The following is a 21695-nucleotide window of genomic DNA, read 5'->3' on the forward strand; positions in this document are numbered from 1 at the left end:
CGTGGACGGTCGCCCCCAGCATGCCGGGGACCGGCCACGCAGCTCTGACACGGGCCTGACAGCGCCCTCGGCCCGCCCTCGCGGCGCGGCGACAGGAGGCGCCTCAGGCCAGGTCGTCCCGGATCACCCGGCGGTGCGCGGTGCACCAGGCGCCGTGGGTGCACACGAGGACGTCCTCCATGACGCACACGTACAGAACCCTGGGTCCGCCCCCGGCCGGTGTCACGTACGCGAGGGCGGAGCAGCGGGTGCGCAGCGATCCGTCCGCCTGGGGCCGTACGTCGAGCATGCCGACCCAGTGGTCGAGGCGGCCGCCGGCCCGCCGCTGCCGTGCGGCGCGGGCGCGCGCGTAGTGGGTGAGCTGGGCGTGGGCCGGCACGGGCCCGGGCAGGGACGGCAGTTCCAGGACGGCGTCCTCGGTGAAGGTGGCCGCCCAGCTTTCGGTGTCCGGCGCGTCCAGGATCCGCATCTGGTGCGCGTAGTAGCGCTGCGCCTGCGCGTACAGGGCCGCGAACTCCCGTCTCGTGAACGGGTGTTCCACGGTGCCCGCCAGGTCGGCGGTCATGGTCTCGGCCTCCGTTTCCGTCCGTGTCCCCGAGGTGACGGGGAACGCCGGGAAGGGTCAGGCGCGCCGGTCGGCGATGGACGGGAGGGCCGTCCTCACGGCGCCACCACGGCGGCGTCCGACGGAAGCGGCGCGAGGCCGGCGGCGGTGCCGGTGCCGCCGGTCGCGGTGATGCCGGCGAACAGGTCGTCCTCCGGCAGGTCGGCCGGGACCAGGGAACGCGCCAGCGTGTAGTCGTCGGTGGGCCACACCTCCTGCTGAACCGAGGTCGGCACGGCGAACCAGACGCCGTGGGGGTCGACCTGCGAGGCGTGGGCGAGCAGGGCCCGGTCGCGCAGCGGGAAGTACTCGGCGCACGGGACACGGGTCGTCAGGTGCGGCTGGTGGGCCGGCTCGCCGGGCGGGGGCGCGCAGGGCAGGGTGCTGCCGCGCCGCCGCATGGCCAGGTGCAGCGCCGTGCGGCGCGCCGGGTGCGAGCCGTGGCCGTAGTACAGCTTGAGGGGCTGCCAGGGCTGTCCGGTGCCCGGGTGCGCCGTGGGGTCGCCGGCCTCGGTGAAGGCCGCCGCCGTGACGCGGTGCGCCATGACGTGGTCGGGGTGCGGGTGGCCGCCCTCCTGGTCGTGGGTGGTGATGACGTGCGGGCGGAAGCGCCGGATCAGCCGCACCAGCCCCGCGGTCGCCGCCGTGAGGTCGGCGCGGGCGAAACAGCCCCCGGGCAGCGGTGCGCCGGGCCGGGCCGGGCCGGAGTCGGCGTGGCCCAGCCAGTGGTGCCGGACGCCGAGGATCCGCCGGGCCCGTTCCATCTCGCGGGCGCGCACCGCGCCCATGTCGACCGGACCGAGGTGGCGCGGGTACACGGGGTTGAGGATGCTCCCCCGCTCCCCTCCGGTACAGGTGACCACGAGTACGTCGGCGCCCTCGGCGGCGTATTTCGCCAGGGACGCCGCTCCTTTGCCGGATTCGTCGGCCGGGTGGGCGTGGACCGCCATCAGCCGGAGCCGTGTCACACCGGTCATAACGGCCTCCTTTCCTCGGATTGTGGCCGTTCCGCACGAGACTCTATGGACGGTCACTCGAGAAACGGTCGAGATCCGCCCCAGGGAAACGGGCCGGACGTCGGCGGTCCGCCAGGTCGGAAAAAGCTCGGGAAGCGGGCGACTCGGCCGGATCCCATGCATGGGACCTGGAATGCTCGAGCCGTTCTCCGGTCATACTCGGGCGGCATTCGAGAATGGCGCGGGGGAATGACGCGAAAAAGGGCCACGGCACCTCCGGTGAGGGGAGGTACCGCGGCCCTTCGGCTGCGTCGGGAGAGGTCAGCCGGACTTACGGCGGAAGCGTCGGGTGCTGTTGTTGGCACCTCCGCTTCCCTTGATCTTCAGGCGGCTTTCCAGGTGGGCGCGCTGGGATCGGGCGTTGTTGGCCTTGCGCTCAAGGGCCTGGCGGAACTTGAGCTTGGCCTCGCTCTCGGTGGCGTTCTGTTCCGGCTGTTCGGTCATGCGTACCTCCATGCGAGTTGTCGAGCGGATTCACTGTGACATTCGCGGCGGCACGGCGTCAGGGGTGTCCGGCGGGCGGCGAAGGAATTACGCCAGTCCCGCGCCGCCCCCTCGCCAACCCCTCGAATCAGGGTCCGGAAGCCGTCGGAACTCGACCGGTACTCAGGCGATCTCATGCCGCGCCGGTCCTACGCTCGGGATTTCCGTCAGTCGGTGCCATCTGGGAAGGAACGGCCATGGGCGAGACCAAGGACCGGATCGAAGAGCTCGTCCGTGAGTACCACCGGGAGCGCACGCCGGGGCCGTTCGTGCCCGGCGAGAGCGCCGTGCAGGTCTCCGGTGCGGTGCTCAGCGCCGAGGACCGGCTGGCGCTGGTGTCGGCCGCGCTGGACATGCGGATCGCCGCCGGGCCCTCCTCCCGCCGCTTCGAGCGGGACTTCGCCCGGTTCATCGGCACCCGCAAGGCCCACCTGACGAACTCCGGTTCGTCGGCGAACCTGCTGGCGCTCAGCTCGCTGACCTCACCGCAGCTGGAGGAGCAGCGTCTGCGGCCCGGCGACGAGGTCGTGACGGTGGCCGCCGGCTTCCCGACCACGGTCAGCCCGATCCTGCACAACGGGCTGGTCCCGGTCTTCGTGGACGTCGAGCTGGGCACGTACAACACCACGCCGGAGCGGATCGCCGCGGCCATCGGTCCCCGGACCCGGGCCATCATGATCGCGCACTCGCTCGGCAACCCCTTCCAGGTCGAGGAGGTCGCCCAACTGGCCGAGGACCGTAACCTGTTCTTCGTCGAGGACAACTGCGACGGGGTGGACTCCACCTACCGGGGCAGGCGCACCGGCTCCTTCGGCGACCTGTCGACGACGAGCTTCTACCCGGCGCACCACATCGCGATGGGCGAGGGCGGCTGTGTGCTGACCAGCAACCTGGCCCTGGCCCGGATCGTGGAGTCGTTCCGCGACTGGGGCCGGGACTGCTGGTGCGAGCCGGGCGAGGACAACCGGTGCATGAAGCGCTTCGACCAGCAGATGGGCAAGCTGCCGCACGGCTACGACCACAAGTACATCTTCTCCCACGTGGGGTACAACCTGAAGGCCACGGACCTCCAGGCGGCCCTGGGACTGAGCCAGTTGCAGCGGATCGACGAGTTCGGCGCCGCCCGCCGCCGCAACTGGCGGCACCTGCGGGAGGGTCTGGAGGGGCTGCCGGGTCTGCTGCTGCCGGAGGCCACCCCGGACAGCGACCCGAGCTGGTTCGGCTTCCTGATCACCGTCTCGCCCGAGGCGTCCTACAGCCGGGCCGCGCTGGTCGACTTCCTGGAGTCCCGCCGGATCCACACCCGGCGCTTCTTCGCGGGCAACCTCACCCGCCACCCCGCCTACGCCGACCGCCCGCACCGGATCGCCGAGCCGCTGGTCAACAGCGACCTGATCACCGACCAGACGTTCTGGATCGGGGTCTACCCGGGGCTGACGGAGGAGATGCTGGACTACGTGATCGCCTCCGTAAGGGAGTTCACCACCCGCGGCTGACACCGCGGTCGTCGGTGAGCCGTGGCCCGGACGTGCCGCACCCGCCGCGCCGTCGGCGCGGCGGGTGCGGAGAGCCGGTGTCAGACGGCGTACTCGGCTAGTTCGGCGGCCAACCGGGCCTCCACGTTGGCCTTGATGCGGGTGCCGTCCTCCTCGTGGGCCTCGGCGAGGACCTCGCCGGAGGAGTGGATGCGGGCGACCAGGTGGCCGGCCGTGTAGGGGACCAGGACCTCGATCTCGGTGTCGGGGTGCGGAAGTTCCTCCTCGACCCGGGCGCGCAGGGCGTCAATGCCGTCACCGGAGCGGGCCGAGACGGTGACCGCGCCGGGTTCGGCGGCCAGCAGGCGCTCCAGGGTCGCCGGGGCCGCGACGTCCGCCTTGTTGATCACGACAACCTCGGGCACGCCCGCGCCGCCCACCTCGCCGATGACGGCGCGGACCGCCTCGATCTGCGCCTCGGGGTCAGGGTGCGAACCGTCGACGACGTGCAGGATCAGGTCCGCCTCGGCGACCTCCTCCAGGGTGGAGCGGAAGGCGTCGACCAACTGGTGCGGCAGGTGCCGTACAAAACCGACGGTGTCGGCCAGGGTGTAGGCGCGGCCGGCGGGCGTCTCGGTGCGGCGCACGGTCGGGTCGAGGGTGGCGAACAGCGCGTTCTGCACGTGGGCGTCGGCGCCGGTGAGCCGGTTGAGCAGGGAGGACTTGCCGGCGTTGGTGTAGCCGGCGAGGGCGACCGAGGGGACCTTGTTGCGGCGCCGTTCCTGCCGCTTGAGGTCCCGGGAGGTCTTCATGTCCTCGATGTCCCGGCGCATCTTGGCCATCTTGTCGCGCAGCCGCCGCCGGTCCGTCTCGATCTTGGTCTCGCCGGGGCCGCGGGTGGCCATGCCGCCGCCCCCGCCGCCGCCCATCTGCCGGGACAGCGACGCGCCCCAGCCGCGCAGCCGGGGCAGCATGTACTGCATCTGCGCGAGGGCGACCTGCGCCTTGCCCTCGCGGGAGGTGGCGCGCTGGGCGAAGATGTCGAGGATCAGGGCGGTCCGGTCGACCACCTTCACCTTCACCACCTCCTCCAGCCGCACCAGTTGGGCCGGGCTCAGCTCGCCGTCGCACACGACGGTGTCGGCGCCGGTCTGCTCGACGAGGTCGCGCAGTTCGGCGGCCTTGCCGGAGCCGATGTAGGTGGCCGGGTCGGGCTTGTCCCTGCGCTGGACCACCCCGTCGAGGACGAGGGCTCCGGCGGTCTCGGCGAGGGCGGCCAGCTCGGCCAGGGAACTCTCGGCCTCGGCGACCGTGCCGGAGGTCCAGACGCCGGCCAGTACCACGCGTTCCAGGCGCACTTGGCGCTGCTCGACCTCGACGACGTCCCTGAGGTCGGTGGACAGGCCGGCCACGTGGCGCAGGCCGGTCTCCTCGGTGGCGTCGATGGCGTCGGCGGGGCCGATGACGGTTCGGGTCCGCGGCGTGTCGCTCGTGTGGTTCGTCAACGTGTTCCTTTCGGTTTCCCTCGGTCGGGAGCGGTGGGGGGTCGCGGCGTGCGGTCGGCCGGGGTCAGCCCGCGAGGCGGCCGGTGAGGCGTATGTCGGCCGATGAGGAGCCGACCTGGACCGTACGGGCACCGGGCGCGGGCTGCCAGGCGTCCCGGGCCGCGTCCCAGTAGCGCAGCGCGCGGGCGTCGACCGGAACGGTCACGCGTCTCTCCTGGCCCGGCGCGAGCGTCACCTTGGTGTATCCGGCCAGCTTCCTGACCGGTTGCGGTACGTCCGTCCGCGTGCCCGGGCCCAGGTAGACCTGGACGACCTCCTTGCCGGTGCGCTCACCGGTGTTGCGCACGGTGACCCGCACCACGGCGCCGGCGTCCGTGCGCTCGACGGCGAGGTCCCGGTAGCCGAAGGAGGTGTACGACAGTCCGTGACCGAACGCGAAGAGCGGCCGGACGCCCTGCTGGTCGTACCAGCGGTGGCCCACGTGCACGCCTTCGCTGTACTGCTGCTCGCCGTCGACGCCGGGGAAGCGCTCGGGGTGCCCGGCCATGGGGTGGGCGTCCTCGGCGGCGGGGAAGGTCTGGGTGAGCTTGCCGCCCGGGTTGGCGTCGCCGTACAGCAGGGCGGCGGTGGCCTGCGCGCCTTCCTGGCCGGGGTACCACATCTGGAGTACGGCGGCGGTGTCGTCGAGCCAGGGCATGAGCACCGAGGAACCGGTGTTGAGGACCACGACCGTGTTCGGGTTGGCCTCGGCGACGGCCGCGATGAGCCGGTCCTGGCCGTCGGGCAGGGAGAGCGAGGGCCGGTCGTAGCCCTCGGAGCCCTCGTCCTGGGCGAAGACGACCGCGGTCTCGGCGGCGGCCGCCGCGGCCACGGCACGGTCGAAGTCGGCGGCGGCCTGCTGGGGCGTGACCCAGGTCAGGTCGACCTCCAGCGGCCGGTCCGGCCACGCCCAGCCGCTCATGGTGACCCGGTGGGTGCCGCGGGTGAGCTTCATCGGGACGCTGGTGGTGTCGCTGAAGGAGTCGGCGGCGTAGACCGGGCTCTGGCCGTCGATCTGGAGGATCGCCATGCCGCCGTCGACCCGCACGCCGATGCGGTAGTCGCCGTCGGCGGGCACGGTCAGGGTGCCCTCGTAGAACTGGCGGTCGCCGCCCGCGTCGAGCTGCCTGCCGTTGGTGAAGGCGGGGCTGAGGCTGTCGGCGGTCAGGGGGCTGCCCAACCGGTCGATGCCGGGCTCGTAGGTGACGCTCGCGTCCGTGCCCGCGCGCTCGCGCAGCGCGTCGAGGGGCGCCGCGGCGGCGTCCGGGACGACGTGGGCGCTGCCCAGGCCGGAGACCTTGGGGTGCTTGGCGCTGTCGCCGATGACGGCGAGGTCGGCGCCGGCCGTGCCGGTCAGGGGCAGGGCGGGGCGGTCGCCGGTGGTGGTGTTGCGCAGCAGGACGGCGCCGTTCTCGGCGATCTTGCGTGCGGTGGCGCGTCCGGCTGCCGTGTCGCGCACGGGGCGGGCCGGGGCGGTGGTGGCGAGCAGCCCGAAACGTTCCATCCGGCCGACGATGCGGGTCACCGCGGTGTCGAGGGCGGTCTCGGGGACGGTGCCGTCCTGGACGGCGGCCTTCAGGGCGGCCCCGAAGTAGCGGGTGTCCGGGACGGGATCGGTGGGCTTGCCCATCTCGAGGCCGAGTTCCTGGTCGAGTCCCTTGGTGAGGTCGCTGGTGGCGTGGGTGGCCAGCCAGTCGGACATGACCCAGCCCTTGAAGTCCCACTGGTCGCGCAGCACGGAGCGCAGCAGGCCTTCGTTGCCGCAGGAGTGGGCGCCGTTGACCTGGTTGTAGGAGCACATGACGGCGGCGGCGCCGGCGTCGACGGCGGCCTGGAAGCCGGGCAGTTCGACCTCGTGCAGGGTCTGTTCGTCGATGGCCGCGTCGACGGTGAAGCGGTCGGTCTCCTGGTTGTTGCCGGCGAAGTGCTTGACCGTGGCCATCAGGCCCTGGCTCTGGATGCCCTCGATCTCGGCGGCGGCCGTGCGGGCGGTGACCAGCGGGTCCTCGCTGAAGGTCTCGAAGTTCCGTCCGCCGTGCGGCACCCGGATGGTGTTGACCATGGGAGCGAGCACCACGTCCTGCCCGAGTGCGCGGCCCTCGTGGCCCAGCACCTTGCCGTACTCCCGGGCGAGGCCGTCGTCGAAGGTGGCGGCGAGCGCGGTCGGGGTGGGCAGGGTGGTGGCGCGGACGCCGTTGAGGCGTATGCCCGTCGGGCCGTCGGAGACCTGGAGCGGGGGTATGCCGAGGCGGGGCACGCCGGGCAGGTGGCCGACGCCGCGGGCGAGCGGCCCGTTCTCGGGACCGGCGGTCCAGTGGACGAAGGACAGTTTCTCGTCCAGGGTCATCAGGGCGACCAGCGACTGGACGCGGTCGCTCCCCTCCTGCGCGGCGGGGGCGGGCGCCGGGGCCGCCGTGGCCGGGGTGAGCAGGCCGCTCGCGCACCCGAGGGCTACGGCGGCGGCCAGCAGCCGTGCGGGCCGGACGGGGCGGCGCCGGCCGGGCGTGCCGGAACGGGGGCGGGGGCGGGGCTCCCCTGGGCCGCGGCGGAAGAGCATGAGGTCTCCGTAGGTGTCGGTCGGCCCGACAGGGCCGGGTGTGGCTGATGGGGTGTCATGTCGCCCCGGCGACTCGGCTCGCGCTCCCCGCGGGAACGTAACCGCCCTGGTCCGGGCGGGCAATCGGCCGCGGGGGCCCCGGCGGGGGCGGCACGCGCACCACGAGGGCGGGCGGGCCGGGCGGGGGCGGTGGCCCGGGCACCGGATCCCGGACGCCGCCTGGGCCGATGGCCCGAGGAGCGGCGCGGCGCGGCATGCGCGGCGCTCACAGCCGGGGGCCGGCGCGGGGTCGGCCCTCCAGCGGACTGCGAGCGGTTCTCCGGTGGTTCTCCGGTCGCTCCCGAGGGGCGATGGGGCTCGCAGGCGCCTGGATCGTCGCCGTGGCGGGCTGGTGGTGCCGGTTCGGGGGCGGTCAGGGGCGGGTGCCGAGGAACAGGCCGCGGCCGGAGGGTCCGCCGGGGAGGAACTCGGTGCCGAGTCCGGCGCGTTCGAAGGCCAGCTCGTAGGCGGAGCGCGGGAACAGGGTGATGCGGTGGCTCTCCGAGAGGTGCTCGATGCCCCGTCCGGGTTCGGCGACGAGGTAGTGCACGTCGATGCGGGTGGCATCGTCCTCCAGCCGGGAGTGGGAGACCCGGGAGATGGTCTTGCCCTCGGCCTCCACGACGGCGGCGCCGACGTAACCGGGGGTGAACGTGTCCGGGAACCACCAGGGTTCGACCACGACGACACCGCCGGGTGCGGTGTGGGCGGCGAAGGAGGCCACGGCGGCGTCCAGTTCACTCTGGTCGGCCATGTGGCCGATGGAGCTGAACATGCAGGTGACGGCCGAGTACGTGGTGTCCAGGGCGAAGTCGCGCATGTCACCGTGGTGGACCGTGGTGCCCGGGTTGCGGTGCCGGGCCGCGGCGAGCATGTCCGGGGACAGCTCCAGCCCCTCGGCCCGCGTGAAGCGGCCCGTCAGGTGGGCCAGATGCAGGCCGGTGCCGCAGGCCACGTCCAGGAGGCTGTCGGCGCCGGGGACCCGGCCGGTGACCAGGTCGGCCAGATCGGCCGCCTCCCGGGCGTAGTCCTTGCCCTTGCCTTGGTGCACCAGGTCGTAGACCCGGGCGATGGCGCCCGTGTAGCCGTCGGCGGGACGGGCGTCGGTGGTGGTCACTGGGACTCTCCTCGGCGTCGGGGTGCGGTGCGGTGGCGGTCGCGGTGGGCCGCCGTGAGGTGTTCGAGCCGGGTCACGACGGCGGCCGGGGAGGGGTCGGCGAGGGCCTGCTCGCGCAGCCGCCGGGCCCCCGCGGCCAGCGCCGGGTCCTCGACGGCCCGGATGATCGCGGCACGCAGCGTGTCGGTGTCCAGCTTGTCCGGCGGCAGGTCGATGCCCGCGCCGGCCTCGGCGTGCAGCAGCGCCTTGAGCGGGGCGTCCCACAGGGCGCCGACGATGATCTGAGGCACGCCGTGCAGCGTGGCGGTGGAGTGGGTGCCGGCGCCGCCGTGGTGGACGATCGCCGCGCAACTGGGCAGCAGGGCGTCCAGGGGGACGAAGTCGACGACGCGGATGTTGGCGGGCAGCGCGTCGCGGTCGGCGAGCTGGGCGGCGTCGAGGGTGGCGACGATCTCGGCGTCCACGTCGCCCAGGGCGTGCAGCAGGTCCTCGAAGGGAACGGCGTCGCGGCCGAAGGTCTCGCGGGCGGAGACGCCGAGGGTGAGGCAGACCCGGGGGCGGTCGGGCGGTGTCCGCAGCCAGTCGGGGACGACGGACGGCCCGTTGTAGGGGACGTAGCGCATGGGCAGGACGTCACCGACGGCGGGCAGGCGCAGGCTCGCCGGGGCCGGGTCGACGGTCCAGTCGGCGGTCACGATGTTCTCGATCTCGGCGGCGTCGGGGGTGATGCCGTGGCGCTCCAGGGTCCAGGTCAGCCACTCCGCCATCGGATCCTCGCGCCGCTCCGCGGGCTGACGGCTCATCAGGTCGAGGAACTGGCCACGGGCGTTCAGGACGACGTCCGGCCCCCACAGGACCCGGGCGTGCGGGGTTCCGGTCACGTGCGCGGCGATGGCACCGGCGTAGGTGAAGGGCTCCCAGACGATCAGGTCGGGCCGCCAGGAACGGGCCACGTCCACCAGGTCGTCGATCGTGGTGTCGCCGTTGAGGGGCGCGAACGACATCGCGGTCATCATGGTCTGCTGACCGAGGGCGTGCTCCCAGCCGTAGGGCAGGTGGCGGGTCTCGGCGAAGTCCAGGCCCCGCTGGTAGGGGGTGGGGTCGCCGGCGATCTGTGTCATCAGCTCGGTGATGGAGTCCAGGTCGCCGACGGGCTGCGCGGTCAGGCCGGAGCCGTTGACGACCTCGGTGAGGGCGGGCTGGCTGGCCACCCGGACCTCGTGGCCGGCCGCGCGCAGCGCCCAGGCCAGGGGCACCAGCGGGTGGTAGTGGGTGTTGTGCGCGAAGCACGTGATCAGGACGCGCATGGCGTCGACTCCCTTTTGGCGACCGGGAAACGGGCGGGGGCGAGCAGGACGGGCGACCGCGGCCGGGTCACCGGCTCGCCGGCTTCCCGCAGGTGGGGCAGGGTCTCGGCCAGGGTGCGCAGCGCGGCGGTGGCCAGCACCGTGATCAGGGTCGCGGACAGCGCGAAGTGCAGGTCCGGGGCGAAGCCCAGGGGTGCGGCGCCGGCCGGTGCGGCGGGGTCGCGGTGGGCGGCGGCGACCAGGACGACGACCCGGCTCCCGGCGGGCAGTGGGGTGCCGGCCAGGGTCGTCGCGGTGCGGGTGATCCGGGTTTCCAGGCGGACCGGCGGGGCCGTGCGCAGGGTGTCCCGGACGGCGTCGGCGGCGAGCGCCGGGTCGGCGGTGAGGCGTTCCCAGGCACCGGGCCGGGCGCGCAGGCGCCGTACCGTCTCGACGAGGAGTACGGCGGTGGGCTCGGCGGCGCCGACGGCCAGCACGCCGGCGGCCCGTACGGCGTCCTCGCCGGCGTCGGACAGGTGCCGGGCGAGCAGCCCGGTGACGGCGGCCTCGGCGGCGCGGGTCGCGCGGGCGGTGGCGTACGGCTGGGGGCAGACCAGGCCGTCCAGGGCGTGCCGGCAGTCGGGCAGGACGCGGGCGAACTCCTCGTGGGCGGCGTCGGGCAGGCTGAGCTGCTCGGCGAGGACCGGCCCGACGAGCCGGCGGGCGAAGTCCTCGGCGAGGTCGAAGTACTCGCCGCAGCCCTCCAGGAGCCGCCGGGCGTAGGTGGCGGCGCGCTGCGCCACGCAGTCCTCCTCCTGCGCCCACAGCAGCGGGCCGCCGAACGCGGTCAGCGGGGCGAGGCGGGCGGCGGTGGCCCGGTCCAGGGCGAGCAGGTCGCTGCGGTAGGGCAGGTCGTCCCGGCCGACGGGGGTTCCGTCGGGGCCGGTGCCGTCGAAGGCCGGGTCGGTGAAGACCTGTTCGGCGACGGCCCGGTGGGCGGTGACCCAGGTGTCCAGCGGTGCGCTGCGGTGGAGCGGCCCCTGCGCGCGGACGCGCTCCTCGTGGACGGCGGGGTCGTCCCGTCCGGCGCGCAGGAGCAGCCCGTACGGGTCGTCCTCGATGCCCGCGAACCACTGGGCGGCACGGGTGAGCTGGTTGCGCCGCGCGACCCGGGCCTCCGCCAGGGCGACGTCCCGGGCCGCGGGCCCGGCGGGGGCGGGGGGCGCCGGTTCCGCGGAGGGCTCCGCGGGGGCGGGCGCTTCGGGGGTGGGCGGCTCGGCGGGCCGGTGTGCGCCCGGCGACGGTTGCGCCGGGATCGGCTCGGCGGACAGCGGCTTCGCCGGGACGGCCTCGGCGGGCAGCGGCTCTGCGGTCATGTGCGGCTCCTCATCGGTCACCGCCGGGCAGCGCCCCGGTCCAGGCGTCGACGGCGCGGGCCGTCTCCGGGGCGTGCTCGGTCATCATCGTGAAGTGGTTGCCGGGTATGTCGGCGGTGGTGTGGGCGCCGTCCCACACCGAGCGCCAGTCCCGGTCCGGGTCGGTCCAGGGGGCCATCGGCAGGCCGGCCCTGAGGTGCAGCACGGGGGCGCGGGTGGGCCGCGGCCGCCAGTCCTGGAGCAGTCGGTGGTAGGCGCCCATGGCGGTGAGCCGGGTGTCGTCGAGCGGCACGACCGCGCGGTCGCCGGCCCAGCGCAGCATGACGTCCCGCCAGACGCCCATCGCGCCGGGGTCGGCGGGGGTGTAGATGTCGGCGAGGACGAGGCCGGCCGGCCCGGTGCGCCCCTCGCTCTCCAGGTGGGCGGTGAGGGCGTGGGCCAGGTTGGCGCCGGCGGAGTGGCCGATCAGGACGTAGGGCCGGCCGGCGGTGTGCTCGGCGAGGCTGTCGGCGTGCGCCGCGCACAGCGCCGCCAGGGAGTCCGGCAGCGGCTCGCCGGACCGGAACCCCGGCTGAGGCAGGGCCAGTACGGTGCGCCGGTCGGCCAGCGCGGCGGCGAGGGCGGTGAACTCCGCGGGGCCGGACACGGCGGCGGTGCCGGCCAGCGCGATCAGCAGCGGGCCGTCCCCACGGCTGTTCCCGGGACTTTCCCCGGGTCCTTCCGCGAGTCGGACGGGGCGGGTCGGCCGCCGGGTGGCGGTGGTGAACGCCGGGCGCAGCGCGGCCACGGCCGACAGGGCGTCCACGGCATCGCCCACCCGGCCGTCGTCCAGCGCCGCGCGGTACAGGGCGACCAGGGTGCCGTCGGGAGCCGTGGCGGGCGGGGCGTCCGGTTCCCCGCGGCCGAGCAGATCCAGCAGGTGGGCGGAGAGCGCGTCGGGGGTGTCGTGCTCCAGGAGGGTCTCCGGCGCCAGTTCGGTGCCGGTGGCGCCGGCCAGGCGGCGCCGCAGGCGGGTGAGGGCGAGGGAGTCGAAACCACTGTGGGTGAACGGTGTGTCGGTGGCGACGTCGTCGGCTCCGTCGAGGCCCAGCACGGCGGCGGCCTCGGTGCACACCAGGGTGCGCACGGCGGCGGCGCGGGCGGCCGGGTCGAGGGCGGCCAGTGCGCGGGCGCGTTCGCGGGGCAGACCGCGCGGGGCGGTCTCCGGTGCCGTTCCGACCGGGACTTCGCCGTCCAGGCCGTCACCGTCCGGGGCGGGGGCGGGTGCCAGCTCCTCGATCAGGGGGCTGGACCGGTGGCCGGTGAACCCGGCGGCGAACCGGGGCCAGTCGGTGTCCGTGACGGTGACGGTCGTCTCGCCCGCGCCGACGGCCCGCAGCAGCTCGGTGAGCGCGTCCTCGGGATCCATCGGCCGTATCCCGCGACGGCGCAGATGGGCCGTGCCGGCGCCGTCGCCGAGGTCGCCCATGCCGCCGCCGCCCCACAGACCCCAGGCGACGGACGTGGCCGGCAGACCCCGCGCACGGCGCCGCTCGGCCAGCGCGTCCAGCGCCGCGTTCGCCGCACCGTATGCGCTCTGGCCGGCGCTCCCCCACACACCGGCGCCCGACGCGTACAGCACGAACGCGTCCAGTTCCAGCGACCGCGTCAACTCGTCCAGGTGCAGCGCGCCCGCCACCTTCCCCCCGTACACCTCGCGGACGAGGTCCGGTCCGGTCCCGGTGAGCGGGGCGACCTGCGGGACGCCCGCCGCGTGGAACACGGCGGTCAGCGGTGCGTCGGCGGGGACGGCGGCGAGCACCTCGGCGAGCGCGTCCCGGTCGGCGACGTCGCAGGCGGCGAAGGTCACCTTGGCGCCCAGGGCGAGGAGTTCCGCCTCCAGGGCGTCGGCGCCGGGGCTGCGACGGCCGCGGCGGCCCAGCAGCAGCAGGTGGCTCGCCCCCTCCCGGGCGAGGCGGCGGGCGAGCCGGCCGCCGAGCGCTCCGGTGCCGCCGGTGATCAGCACCGTGCCGTGTGCCCGGTACGGGGCGGCAGCGGGCCGGGGCGCGGGGGTGAGCCGGCGGCCGTGCAGGCCGTCGGCGCGTACGGCGACCTGGTCCTCGTCGCCCGCGAGGACGGTGGCGAGCCGGTCCCAGTCGGCGGGGCCGGGCTCCGGCGGCAGATCGGCCAGGCCGCCCCACCGGGCGGGCAGTTCGAGGGCGGCGGTACGGCCGAGGCCCCACAGGGCGGCGCCCGCGACACCGGGCGGTTCCCCGGGCGCGACGGCCACGGCCCCCCGGGTGACGCACCACAGGCGGGCGGGCACCGCACTGTCCGCCAGGGCCTGGGCGAGGGCCAGGGTGGCCCGCAGCGGGGCGGGGACCGGGTCGGCCGCCAGGGCGGTGCCGGACCACGCCGGGTGGTCCGGGGCCGGGTCGTCCTGGCCGAGCAGGGACAGCACCCCGTCGAGGGGGCCGGCGTCGGTGTGCGCCTCGCGCAGGGCGGCGGTGAGGGTGCGGCGGTCGGCGGTGGCGGGGTCGGCGGCGAGGCGGTGGACGGTGACGCCGCGCGCGGTGAGGGCCCGCGCCGCCGCGTCCCCGGCGGCGGACCCGGTGCGGGGCTCGACCAGGAGCCAGGTGCCGTCCGGTCCGGTCCGGCCGGCCGGGAGGGGACGCCAGGTGATCCGGTAACGGCGGGGTCCGCCGGCCCGGTCCGGGTTCCGCGGCGTGGGTTCGATCCAGTACCGGCGGTGCTGCCAGGCGTACACCGGCAGCGGCACCGCGGAGGCGGGAGGGTCCGGGAAGAGGCGCGCCCGCTCAAGGGAGGTACCGCGGGTGTGGGCGGTGGCGACGCCCCGCAGCAGCGTGGCCCGCTCGTCGCGGTCCCGGCGCAGCAGGGGCACCGTGCCCGGGTCCGCGCCGTCCGCACCGTCCGCGAGGGTTTCCTCGACCGCGCCGCACAGCACGGCGTCCGGCCCCAGCTCCACGAAGGTGGCGGCGCCGAGGTCCCGGGCGGTGCGGACGGCGTCGGCGAAGCGGACGGTGCCGCGCACGTGCCGGGCCCAGTAGGCGCCGGTGCGCAGGTCGTCGCCGGTGGCGCGGCGGCCGGTGAGGTCGGAGACGACGGGGATGCGGGGCGTCCGGTAGGTGAGCCGGTTCGCCAGCGCGCGGAACTCCTCCAGCATCGGCTCCATCAGCGGGGAGTGGAAGGCGTGGCTGACGGTCAGCGGCTTGGTGCGGTGGCCGAGGGCCCGCAGCGCGGCCCCGATCCGCTCCACGGAGGCGGCGGCGCCGGAGACGACCACGGAACGGGGCCCGTTGACGGCGGCCACGTCCACCGTCGGGTCCGCGTCCAGCAAGGCGCGCACCTCGTCCTCCGAGGCGCGTACGGAGAGCATCGCGCCGCCCGCGGGCAGGGCCCGCATCAGCCGGCCGCGGGCGGCGACCAGGGCGCAGGCGTCGTCGAGGTCCAGGACGCCCGCGGCGTGGGCGGCGGCGATGCCGCCCACGGAGTGCCCGAGGAGGACATCGGGGCGCACGCCCCAGTCCTCCAGGAGCCGGAAGAGGGCGGTCTCCAGGGCGAAGAGGGCGGCCTGCGCGTTCTGGGTGCGGTGCAGGGCCTGCTCGTCGTCGAGGAGCGCGGCCAGCGGCCGGTCCAGTCCGGGGTCGAGGCGGGCGGCCACGGCGTCGAACGCCTCGGCGAACACGGGGTGCGCGGCGTGCAGTGCGCGCCCCATGCCGAGCCGTTGGCTGCCCTGGCCGGTGAAGAGGAACGCGGTCTTCGCGTCGCGGCGGGAGACGCCGCGGACGAGGAAGGGGTGCTCTTCCCCGGCGGCGAGCGCGTCCAGCGCGGCGGCCAGCCGGTCCGGGGTGTCGCCGAGGAGCACGGCACGGTGCTCGAAGGCGGAGCGGGTGGCGGCGAGGGCGTACCCGAGGTCGCGCGGTCCGGTGCCGGTCGCGGCGGCGATGTGCTCGCGCAGCCTGGACGCCTGTGCCCGCAGGGCCTGGCCGGACCGCCCGGAGACGAACCACGGGACGAGGCCGGAGACGGCCGTGGACGCCGCGGCGGGCGCGGAGGGCCGCGTGGTGCCCGGCGGACCCGGGGGCGGGGCGGGGGGTTCCTCCAGGACGACGTGGGCGTTGGTGCCGCCGACGCCGAAGGCGGAGACGCCGGCACGGCGCGGACGGCCGTCGGCGGGGGGCCAGGGGACGGGCTCGGTCAGGAGGCGGACGCGGCCGGCGGACCAGTCCACGTGCGGGGTGGGCGTCTCGGCGTGCAGGGTCCGCGGCAGTCGGCCGTGACGCATCGCCTCGACCGTCTTGATGATGCCGCCGACCCCGGCCGCCGCCTGCGCGTGGCCGAAGTTCGACTTGAGCGAGCCGAGCCACAGCGGATGCCCGTCCGGCCGGCCGGCCCCGTAGACGTCGAGCAGTGCCTGGGCCTCGATGGGGTCGCCGAGCCGGGTGCCCGTGCCGTGCGCCTCGACGGCGTCGACGTCCCGGGGTTCCAGGCCCGCGTCGGCGAGCGCCCGGCGGATCACGCGCTGCTGGGAGGGGCCGTTGGGGGCGGTCAGCCCGTTGCTGGCGCCGTCCTGGTTGACGGCCGTGCCGCGGATGACGGCGTGGACGGTGCGTCCGGCGCGTACGGCGTCGGAGAGCCGTTCCAGCACCAGGACGCCGACGCCCTCGGCCCACCCGGTGCCGTCGGCGTCGGCCGAGAAGGCCTTGCAGCGGCCGTCGGCGGCCAGGCCCTTCTGCCGGGAGAACTCCACGAAGGCGGCGGCGTCCGGCATCACCGCCACTCCGCCCGCCAGCGCCAGCCCGCATTCGCCGCGCCGGAGGGCGGCGACGGCCAGGTGCACGGCGACGAGGGAGGAGGAGCAGGCCGTCTCGACGGTCATCGCCGGGCCCTCGAGGCCGAGGACGTAGCTGATGCGCCCGGACAGCACGGCGTCCGCGCTGCCGGTGAGCAGGTAACCCTCAGAACCGGCCGGGACGCGCCGGGGGTCCGTGGCGTACTCGCCGTGCGCGGCGCCGACGTACACGCCGGTGCCGGAGCCGCGCAGGGTGCGCGGGTCCAGCCCGGTGCGTTCCAGGGCCTCCCAACTGGTCTCCAGGAGCTGCCGCTGCTGGGGGTCCATGACGACCGCCTCGCGGGGCGAGATGCCGAAGAACGCGGCGTCGAAGTCGGCCACGCCGGAGAGGAACCCGCCCTCGGCGCAGTACGTGGTGCCCTCCGACTCGGGGTCGGGGTCGTACAGGGCGGCCACGTCCCAGCCGCGGTCCCGCGGGAACGGTCCGACGGCGTCCGTCCCGGAGTCGACCAGGCGCCACAGGGCCTGAGGCGAGTCCACCCCGCCCGGGTACCGGCAGGCCATGCCGACCACGGCGACCGGCTCGTGCGCTGCCTCGGTGAGTTCCCGGTTGCGCCGGCGGAGCCGCTCGGTCTCCTTCAGTGAGGTCCGCAGCGCCTCCATCAGCTTCTCGGAGGACATGGCCATCGGTGAGGGTCACCTCTCTCGGCGGGCGTGCGACGGCTCAGGCGGCGTCGCGCAACGCCAGTTCGATCAGTGCCTCGTCGTCCAGGGCGTCGATGTCGGCACCGCCGTCCGGCTCAGTGAATCGGGTGGCACCTGAGAATCGCTCGGGCGACGCCAGTGCCAGCAGGGTGTCCAGCAGTCCCGCCTCCCGCAGCACCGGCAGCGGGACGCCGGCGAGCGCGGCCCGGACGGCCGCCTCCTCCGGGTCGGCCGCCCCTGCCTGGTCCTCGTCCGGTGCGAGCAGTCCGACGAGGTACTCGGCCAGGGCGGACGCCGTCGGGTGGTCGAAGACCAGGGTCGGGGGCAGTTTGCGTCCGGTGGCCCGGCCGAGCCGCGCGGCGAACTCGCTCGCGGTCAGTGAACTGAACCCGAGGGCGCTGAACGCCTGGTCCGGGTCGACGTCCTCCGGTCCGCTGTGGCCGAGGACGGCCGCGACGCCGCCGCACACTTCGGCGAGCACGGTCTCGTACCGCTCGGCGGGGTCCACGTCGGCGAGGTGCGCGACCGGTCCGAGGGCGGCCGGCTCGCCGCCGTCGTCGTCCCGGCCCAGCGCCTCACGCACGCCGGGCAGCCGGCCGATGAGCGGGCTGGGCCGCAGGGCGCAGTACGAGCGGGCGAACAGCGGCCAGTCCAGGTCGGCCAGGGCGACGCAGACGTCGTCGCGGTCCAGGGCGTCGGCCAGGGCGCGGACGGCCATCGCCGGGTCCATGGTGCGCAGGCCGCGGCTGCCGAGGAACTCCTCGCCGGCGCCCTCGCCCATGCCGCCGCCGCCCCACAGCCCCCAGGCGACGGACGTGGCCGGCAGACCCTGCGCACGGCGCCGCTCGGCCAGCGCGTCCAGTGCCGCGTTGGCCGCACCGTAGGCGCTCTGGCCCCCGCTGCCCCACACGCCCGCGCCCGAGGCGTACAGCACGAACGCGTCCAGTTCCAGCGACCGCGTCAACTGGTCCAGGTGCAGCGCACCCGCGACCTTCCCCCCGTACACGTCCGCCAGGGAGTCGAGGCCGGTGTCGAGGAAGGCCTCGGAGTGCGGCACGCCGGCGGTGTGGAAGACGGCGGTGGGCGGGTGCTCCGCCAGCAGCGCGGCGAGCGCGTCCCGGTCGGCGACGTCGCAGGCGGCGACGGTCACCTCGGCGCCCAGCGCGCGCAGTTCGGCGGCGAGTTCCCCGGCGCCGGGGGCGTCGGGCCCGCGCCTGCCGGTGAGCACCAGGTGTCCGGCGCCGGCGGCGGCGAGCCAGCGGGCGACGTGCCCGCCGAGGGCCCCGGTGCCGCCGGTGACCAGGACGGTGTCACGCGGGGTGTAGGCGCGGCGGACGGGCGCGGTGGCGTCCGGGGCGAGCCGGCGGCCGTAGGTTCCGGACGCCCGTACGGCGATCTGGTCCTCGTCGTCCCGGCCGGCCAGCGCGGCGACGACCCGCTGCCAGGCGCGCGCGTCCGGTTCGGCGGGCAGGTCCACCAGGCCGCCCCACAACCGGGGGTGCTCCAGTGCGATGCCCCGCCCCAGCCCCCAGACCTGGGCGCCGGCGGGGGACGGCCGCTCTGCGGGTGAGACGGCGACGGCTCCCTGGGTGAGGGCCCACAGCGCGGCGGCGGTGCCGGAGTCGACGGCGGCCTGGGCGAGCGCGGTCGTCCCGCTCACCGCGAGCGGCAGCCCGTGGTCGCGCGGATGGGCCCGCTCATCGAGGCCGAGGAGGGAGAGGATGCCGGTGAGGTCACCGTGGGCCGCCAGCCGCTCGGCCAGCTCCGCCCGCCCGACGGACACCGGGTCCACCACCAGCCGCTCGACCGCCGCCCCCGCACCGCTCAGCACCGCCACGGCCTCGTCGGCCACCCCGGACCCCACACCCCCGGGAACCACCACCAGCCAACGCCCACCGAGCGAACCGGCAACATCCCCGGCCGACCCCAGCCCCTGCCACGTCACCCGGTAACGCCAGGCATCGGTGCCGGTGGCCCGGCCGGCGTCGGAACGGGTGCCGGGCTCCAGCCAGTAGTGCTGGTGCTGGAAGGGGTAGGTGGGCAGGTCGACGTGCCGGGCGCCGGTGCCGTCGAAGAGGGGCGCCCAGTCGACGGGCGTTCCGTGGACGAAGAGTTCGGCGGCCGAGGTGAGGAAGCGGGCCAGTCCGCCCTCGTCGCGGCGGAGCGATCCGACGGCCGTCACGTCGGCCGTCTCCTGCACGCCCATCGTGAGCACGGGGTGCGCGCTGGACTCCACGAAGGTACCGAAGCCCTTGGACGTGAGCAGCCGGACGGTCTCCTCGAAGCGGACGGTGTGACGCAGATTGCGGTACCAGTAGCGCGCATCCAGCGACGCGGTGTCCACGGGTGCCGCGTCCACCGTGGAATAGAAGGGGATACTTGCCTCAAGCGGGGTGATCGGGGCGAGGACCTCGAGAAGCTCCGCCTCTATGCGCTCGACGTGCGCGGAGTGCGAGGCGTAGTCCACGGGAACCTGACGGGCCCGGATCTTCTCGGCCCGGCAGGCCTCCACGAACTCCACGATCGCGTCCGCGTCCCCGGCGACGACCGTGCTGGAGGGGCCGTTCACCGCGGCCACATCCAACCGGCCTTCCCAGCCGGAGGCCAGGCGTGCCTCGACCTCCGCACGCGGCAGCGACACCGACGCCATACCGCCCAGACCGGCCAGCTCCCGGCCGATCACCTGCGCCCGCAGAGCCACCACACGCGCCGCGTCCTCCAACGACAGCGCACCACTGACCGCGGCAGCGGCTATCTCGCCCTGTGAATGCCCCACCACCGCGTCCGGCACCACACCCAACGACCGCCACAACTCCGCCAGCGACACCATCACCGCCCAGGTGACCGGCTGGATCACCTCCACCCGCTCCAACGCCGCACCGGAACGCAGCACTTCGACGGGATCGAAGTCCACGAACGGCGCCAACGCCCCCGCACACTCCGCCATACGCGCCGCGAACACCGGGGCGGTGTCCAGCAGTTCCCGGCCCATCCCCGCCCACTGCGTCCCCTGACCCGGGAACACCAGCACCGTCCGGCCAGGCGACGCCGACACCACCCCCTCCACCGTGACCTGGTCCAGCGTCACCGAGCGGTGCTCCAGGACGGAGCGTTCGGTGGCGAGGCTGTAGGCCACGTCCAGTGGACGCGGCGCACCGGCCGGCTCCAGCAGCTTGCGCACGCGCGCGGACTGGTCCTCCAGTGCGGCCCGGGACTTGGCGCTGACCACCAGCGGGACCACCGGCAGGTCACGCACCACGGCCGGCTCCCCGACCGCCTCGACGGCCGGCGCCTGCTCCAGGATCACGTGCGCGTTGGTCCCGCTCACCCCGAACGACGACACACCCGCCCGGCGGGGACGGCCGTCGGTGCTCTGGGGCCAGTCACGGCTCTCCGTCAGCAGTTCCACGCCGCCGGCTGACCAGTTGATCTCCGCGGAGGGCGTGTCGACGTGCAGGGTCTTCGGCAGGACACCGGCGCGCAGCGCCATCACCATCTTGATGACGCCCGCGACGCCGGCGGCGGCCTGGGTGTGGCCGATGTTGGACTTCAGCGAGCCCAGCCACAGGGGGCGTTCGGCGGCCCGGGCGCGGCCGTAGGTGTCCATGAGGGCGTGGGCCTCGATCGGGTCGCCCAGGCGGGTGCCCGTACCGTGCGCCTCCACGGCGTCGATGTCGGCGGCGGTGAGTCCGGCGTCGGTGAGGGCCTGGCGGATCACACGCTGCTGGGCGGCGCCGCTGGGAGCGGTGAGGCCGTTGCTGGCGCCGTCCTGGTTGACGGCGGAGCCCCGCAGGACCGCCAGGACGCGGTGGCCCCGGCGTACCGCGTCGGACAGTCGCTCCACGAGGAGCATGCCGGCGCCCTCGCCGGGACCGAAGCCGTCGGCGGCGTCGGCGAACGCCTTGCACCGGCCGTCGGCCGCGAGGCCCCGCTGCCGGGAGAACTGGACGAAGACGGCCGGGGTGGACATGACGGTGACGCCGCCCGCGAGGGCGAGGTCGCACTCCCCGGCGCGCAGGGCGCGGACGGCCTGGTGCAGGGCGACCAGGGAGGAGGAGCAGGCGGTGTCCACGGTCACCGACGGCCCTTCCAGGCCGAGGGTGTAGGAGATGCGGCCGGAGCTGAAGCTGACGACGCCTCCGGTGAGCAGGTCGCCCTCCAGTTGGGCCGAGGGCTCGCGGACGGTGGAGGTGTAGCCGCTGTCCCAGGCGCCGACGAACACGCCGGTGCGGGATCCGCGCAGGGAGCGCGGGTCGACGCCCGCGCGCTCCAGGGCTTCCCAGGAGGTTTCCAGCAGCAGCCGCTGCTGGGGGTCCATGGCCACCGCCTCGCGCGGTGAGATGCCGAAGAACGCCGCGTCGAAGGCGCCCGCGTCCGGCAGGAAACCGCCTTCGCGGCAGTAGGTGCGGCCGGCCGCGTCCGGGTCGGGGTCGTACAGGCCCGTGGTGTCCCAGTTGCGGTCGCCGGGCAGGGGGGAGACCGCGTCGGTGCCGGTGGACACCAGCTCCCACAGCGCCTGGGGTGAGGCGGCGCCGCCTGGCAGGCGGCAGGCCATGCCGACGATCGCGACGGGCTCGTGGGCCCGCGCCTCCAGGTCCCGCAGGCGTTCGCTGGTGCGGTGCAGTTCGGTGGTCGCCCGCTTCAGGTAGTCGCGGAGCTTGTCTTCGTTCGCCATGTCTGTCTGGTCACCCCGTCATGTGG

Annotated in this window: 11 protein-coding genes; 1 reads left to right on the forward strand and 10 read right to left on the reverse strand. The window is 75.1% G+C overall.

All coding sequences use genetic code 11. The annotated features are described in order from the left end of the window. Positions 1 to 103: 103 nt before the first annotated feature. From ELQ39_RS00600 to ELQ39_RS00610, 3 genes are all read right to left on the reverse strand, one after another. Entirely contained in the window at positions 104 to 565 is a 462-nt protein-coding gene (locus ELQ39_RS00600; RefSeq protein WP_225626574.1) for a nuclear transport factor 2 family protein, read from the reverse strand. A 95-nt stretch (positions 566 to 660) separates the two neighbouring features. Next, positions 661 to 1581: a mycothiol conjugate amidase Mca gene (gene mca / locus ELQ39_RS00605; protein WP_242590530.1), complete on the reverse strand. Its 921-nt coding sequence runs from the start codon at positions 1579 to 1581 to the stop codon at positions 661 to 663. A 300-nt stretch (positions 1582 to 1881) separates the two neighbouring features. Continuing rightward, a complete protein-coding gene (locus ELQ39_RS00610) occupies positions 1882 to 2064 on the reverse strand; it encodes a DUF5302 domain-containing protein (RefSeq protein WP_190005736.1) in 183 nt (60 codons plus the stop codon). A 236-nt stretch (positions 2065 to 2300) separates the two neighbouring features. Here ELQ39_RS00610 and rfbH point away from each other — a divergent pair, with 236 nt between their 5' ends. Further along, positions 2301 to 3599, forward strand: coding sequence for a lipopolysaccharide biosynthesis protein RfbH (gene rfbH, locus ELQ39_RS00615; protein WP_242590531.1), 1299 nt, complete (start codon positions 2301 to 2303; stop codon positions 3597 to 3599). Between the two features lie 80 nt (positions 3600 to 3679). Here the strand turns inward: rfbH and hflX are convergent, their stop codons facing one another. The 7 genes from hflX to ELQ39_RS00655 form a co-directional block, all read right to left on the reverse strand. Next, positions 3680 to 5041 (reverse strand): GTPase HflX, encoded by a 1362-nt coding sequence (hflX, locus tag ELQ39_RS00620; protein ID WP_225626585.1) that lies wholly within the window; start codon positions 5039 to 5041, stop codon positions 3680 to 3682. Positions 5042 to 5147: 106 nt separating this feature from the next. Then, a complete protein-coding gene (locus ELQ39_RS00625) occupies positions 5148 to 7679 on the reverse strand; it encodes a glycoside hydrolase family 3 protein (RefSeq protein ID WP_242590532.1) in 2532 nt (843 codons plus the stop codon). A gap of 412 nt (positions 7680 to 8091) precedes the next feature. Continuing rightward, positions 8092 to 8835 carry a class I SAM-dependent methyltransferase gene (locus ELQ39_RS00630; protein ID WP_242590533.1) on the reverse strand — a complete coding sequence of 248 codons (744 nt, stop codon included), beginning with the start codon at positions 8833 to 8835 and terminating at the stop codon, positions 8092 to 8094. Next, positions 8832 to 10142 (reverse strand): activator-dependent family glycosyltransferase, encoded by a 1311-nt coding sequence (locus ELQ39_RS00635; protein ID WP_190005741.1) that lies wholly within the window; start codon positions 10140 to 10142, stop codon positions 8832 to 8834. Before ELQ39_RS00635 ends, ELQ39_RS00630 begins: the two co-directional genes overlap by 4 nt. Then, entirely contained in the window at positions 10130 to 11497 is a 1368-nt protein-coding gene (locus ELQ39_RS00640; RefSeq protein ID WP_277994574.1) for a cytochrome P450 family protein, read from the reverse strand. Before ELQ39_RS00640 ends, ELQ39_RS00635 begins: the two co-directional genes overlap by 13 nt. 10 nt (positions 11498 to 11507) lie before the next feature. Then, entirely contained in the window at positions 11508 to 16970 is a 5463-nt protein-coding gene (locus ELQ39_RS00650; RefSeq protein WP_443334319.1) for an SDR family NAD(P)-dependent oxidoreductase, read from the reverse strand. Between the two features lie 43 nt (positions 16971 to 17013). Beyond that, positions 17014 to 21669 carry a type I polyketide synthase gene (locus ELQ39_RS00655; protein ID WP_277994575.1) on the reverse strand — a complete coding sequence of 1552 codons (4656 nt, stop codon included), beginning with the start codon at positions 21667 to 21669 and terminating at the stop codon, positions 17014 to 17016. Between the last annotated feature and the right edge of the window lie 26 nt (positions 21670 to 21695).

This window comes from Streptomyces sp. GB4-14, from assembly GCF_022696125.1.
In the GTDB taxonomy this organism is placed as follows: domain Bacteria; phylum Actinomycetota; class Actinomycetes; order Streptomycetales; family Streptomycetaceae; genus Streptomyces; species Streptomyces werraensis.

Excerpts from the sequence above, each read along its gene's own strand:
- ELQ39_RS00625 (WP_242590532.1), bottom strand. The coding sequence starts at position 7,679 with ATGCTCTTCCGCCGCGGCCCAGGGGAGCCCCGCCCCCGCCCCCGTTCC.
- mca (WP_242590530.1), bottom strand. The coding sequence starts at position 1,581 with ATGACCGGTGTGACACGGCTCCGGCTGATGGCGGTCCACGCCCACCCG.
- ELQ39_RS00655 (WP_277994575.1), bottom strand. The coding sequence starts at position 21,669 with ATGGCGAACGAAGACAAGCTCCGCGACTACCTGAAGCGGGCGACCACC.
- ELQ39_RS00600 (WP_225626574.1), bottom strand. The coding sequence starts at position 565 with ATGACCGCCGACCTGGCGGGCACCGTGGAACACCCGTTCACGAGACGG.
- rfbH (WP_242590531.1), top strand. The coding sequence starts at position 2,301 with ATGGGCGAGACCAAGGACCGGATCGAAGAGCTCGTCCGTGAGTACCAC.
- ELQ39_RS00635 (WP_190005741.1), bottom strand. The coding sequence starts at position 10,142 with ATGCGCGTCCTGATCACGTGCTTCGCGCACAACACCCACTACCACCCG.
- ELQ39_RS00640 (WP_277994574.1), bottom strand. The coding sequence starts at position 11,497 with ATGACCGCAGAGCCGCTGCCCGCCGAGGCCGTCCCGGCGAAGCCGCTG.
- ELQ39_RS00610 (WP_190005736.1), bottom strand. The coding sequence starts at position 2,064 with ATGACCGAACAGCCGGAACAGAACGCCACCGAGAGCGAGGCCAAGCTC.
- ELQ39_RS00650 (WP_443334319.1), bottom strand. The coding sequence starts at position 16,970 with ATGTCCTCCGAGAAGCTGATGGAGGCGCTGCGGACCTCACTGAAGGAG.